This is a genomic window from Nonomuraea sp. 3N208, from assembly GCF_052245935.1.
GTDB lineage: Bacteria > Actinomycetota > Actinomycetes > Streptosporangiales > Streptosporangiaceae > Nonomuraea.
This window is the reverse complement of sequence record NZ_JBQQBR010000121.1, coordinates 1-3,011: the sequence shown is the minus strand read 5'-3', so window position 1 is coordinate 3,011 and position 3,011 is coordinate 1. Positions and strand designations below refer to the sequence as shown.

Sequence of the window (3,011 nt, the reverse complement as noted above, 5' to 3'; positions counted from 1 at the left end):
GGATGACCACCGAGCGGCCCAGCTCGGAGGCGACCTCCTCATAACCGAGCAGCACCTCGGTGTAGTACGGGCCGGCGAGGTCGGGGAAGACGACGCCGTTGGCCGCGTGCCGGCCCTCGGCCAGGCTGACGCCGAGGCGGCTGGGAGTGAAGTTGAGCTCCTCGACGGCCTTCAGCACCTTCTCGCGCGTCTTGGCCGCGACGGGTCCGGTGCCGCGCAGTGCCCTGGACACGGTCGCGATCGACACGCCTGCCCGCTTGGCCACCTCGTAGATGGTCACGTCCATGGAGCCACTCCTTTTGTGTAAGCGCTTTCATGATTGCCGGTGTAAGCGCTTACACAAATGCAGTGTGCCAGGCGCGTTAAGTTCTCGTACAGACCTCGTTGCGTAACGGTGAGGTCACGCCCCCGGTGGGTAGCTGCCCAGCATGCTCTTTGGAAAGGAACATGTCCGGCGCTATCAGGAGACCGATGGGGCGGAGGGGCACGAGTGGAACAACACCACCGTCCTCCTCCTGACCACCAAAGGCCGCAAGTCGGGCAGACCGTACACGACCCCACTGATCTACCAGCGCCACGGTGACGCCTACCTGGTGGTGGCGTCCTATGGGGGCGCTCCCGAGCACCCGGACTGGTACAAGAACCTCATTGCAGAGCCCGACGTCGAGGTGCAGGTCAAGGGTGACAAGTTCAAAGCGAGGGCCCGCACGGCCGACGAGGACGAGAAGCCGGAGATGTGGCGGGTGATGGCCAAGGCATGGCCCGACTACGACAACTATCAGCAGAAAACCGACCGGCGCATCCCGGTCGTCGTGCTCGAACGCACCACATGACAAAGGGCCCCGCCGCACCATGTCCGAGGGGCCCGGACATGGCGCGGCGGGGCGTCTCGCGTCTCACTTGATCTGGTAAGCCCTGATGACGGTCTGGGTGAAGGCGTTGCCGCCGCTGTCGGCGGCCTTGACCCGGAGCGAGGCGAACTTTCCGCGTGCCCCGGCCGGATGCCAGGTCTCGGCGGACCATCCGTCCCCGGCCGACGGGTGCACCAGCGTGGGCAGCCAGGTGCGTCCGTCGTCGTAGGAGATCTCCAGGGTGAGCGTGCGCAGCTTCAGGTCGGGCGAGCCGGCCTGGCGCTGGACGCGGAGCGGGATGCGCGTGTGGCCCACGGCGGCCCGGTTGCGGTCATCGAGCTCCGGGTTGGCCTTGACGGTCAGCAGCGGCAGCGCCGGCCGGCTGCCCGGCTCGGGGGTCTTCGACCGGAACCGCCACTCCGCGCTGACTCGTGTGGAGAACTTGGTCAGCGCCGGCACGCGGTCGGCGGTCATCGTGAGCCGATAGTCGCTCTCCTTTTGCTCGGCGGGCACATCGATCCAGCCGGGCAGGTAGCCGTCGGAGTAGATCTCCTTGCCGTCGCGGTAGAGCTTGGACTGCGGTGAGACGTAGTCACTGAAGGAGTGACGATCGGCCGTCCCGTCGTCGAACAGGCCCACCGTGAACTGCAGCATGTTCTCCTCCCGCCAGTTGTAGTCCCCGTCGGGGTTGAGCGAGGCCCCGAAGACGCCGTTGTTCCAGCGGTCGACGGTCTTCTGACCGGCGCGGTAGACGGTGGTCTGGCCGAAGAAGAACTGGTCGAGGTCGTTGAGGCCCTCCGGCGGCGTCTTGTACTGGACGAAGGACGGGTACCAGCCGGTGTCACCGGGCGTGTAGTACTCGGTCCGGTGGAACGGGAGCGGGATGCGGGACACGTGGCTGTACGGCATCCAGGCCAGCGTCTTCCCGTACAGCACGGGCAGCGCCATGTGCTCGCCGATCTTGCCGTCCTGCTGGGCGGCGTACGTCGAGGTGACCTCGGCCAGGTCGCGGCGACGCGGGCGGTAGCCGGGGTCGGCGGGGATGCGCGGCTCGGCCTTCATCAGGTGGTAGAAGTACGGGCTGTCGTCATAGCTGCCGTCGCCCTTGGGCTTGGCCCACTGGGTCCAGCGGTAGTAGGCGAAGTTCTTGCTGGCCGTGCGGGTCGTCGGGATGGCCTTGATGCCGTCGACGCGGTCCGCGCCCCACATGGAGTTCAGGTCCACGTCCACGCCGAAGGGCTGCATCCCGTCGATGAGCTGCAGCATGCCGAGCAGGCCGATGGCCAGCCGCGCGGTCGGCTCCTCCGTACGCACGTCCACCGGCTTGGCCCGGCGGGCGTCGGCGGTGACGGTGCGGTCGGCGTCGAGGGTGAACTCCGGCTCGGCGGCCATCACCAGCGTGCCGTCGTGGTCGGCCATCAGGGTGACGACCGTGTAGCGATGACCCTTGAGCAGCCGCAGGTCCAGGGTGCCGCCGGCGATGTCGTAGTTGGTCTGTTCCTTGGCGTCGAGGTCGATCACCCCGGCGAAGGCGTTCTGGGCGGGCTGCCCGTCCGTGCCGGTGAAGGTCAGCTTGAGGCCGCGCTTCTCCGGTTCGACGCGCATGCCGATGCCGGTGCGTACGGTGACGTCGCCGCCCTTGGCCACGACCGTGCCGCTGTAGATACCGGTGGCGCCGGGCCGGGCGGTCACCGTGACCTGGGCGGTGCCGTGCGCGGGCACCTCGACCGTGGTGGCGCCGAGCGCGAACACCGTCGCCGGCCGGCCGTGCCCGTCCTTGGCCGTCACATCGAGCTCCAGCCGGACGGCGGCGTCGCCGTCGTTGCGGTAGGTGAGCGTGCGCTCCTTCGGCTCGTTGTCAGGCAGCTCGACGTCTCCCATGGAGAGCGAGACCGGCTCGGCCGTGACCTGCTGGGTGACGGCCCGGGCGACGTCCACGCGGCCGGAGCCCTGGACGTAGGCGCCCAGCTCCTCACCGGGGGCCGTGGACGCCATGAGCGCCGCCTTGATGCGGTCGGCCTTCCAGTCGGGGTGCAGGCCGGCGACGATCGCCGCGGCGCCCGCCACGTGCGGGGTGGCCATGGACGTGCCGCTCATCTCCGTGTAGGAGTCTTCAACGGGTTGTCTGGCGGCGGCCCTGTCGGCGACGATGCCCACGCC

3 protein-coding genes are annotated in these 3,011 nt (G+C 68.6%); 1 reads left to right on the top strand and 2 read right to left on the bottom strand.

Translation table 11 applies throughout. The annotated features are described in order from the left end of the window. On the bottom strand, positions 1-286 hold a 286-nt coding region (locus ACTWPT_RS59685; protein ID WP_443186423.1), incomplete at its 3' end, for a LacI family DNA-binding transcriptional regulator. A 142-nt stretch (positions 287-428) separates the two neighbouring features. On the opposite strand from ACTWPT_RS59685, the gene ACTWPT_RS59680 reads away from it, so the two are divergent. Then, a complete protein-coding gene (locus tag ACTWPT_RS59680) occupies positions 429-833 on the top strand; it encodes a nitroreductase family deazaflavin-dependent oxidoreductase (protein ID WP_443186422.1) in 405 nt (134 codons plus the stop codon). Between the two features lie 63 nt (positions 834-896). On the opposite strand, the gene ACTWPT_RS59675 is transcribed toward ACTWPT_RS59680, so the two are convergent. Further along, a partial coding sequence (locus ACTWPT_RS59675; RefSeq protein WP_443186421.1) for a S8 family serine peptidase occupies positions 897-3,011 on the bottom strand: 2,115 nt, incomplete at its 5' end.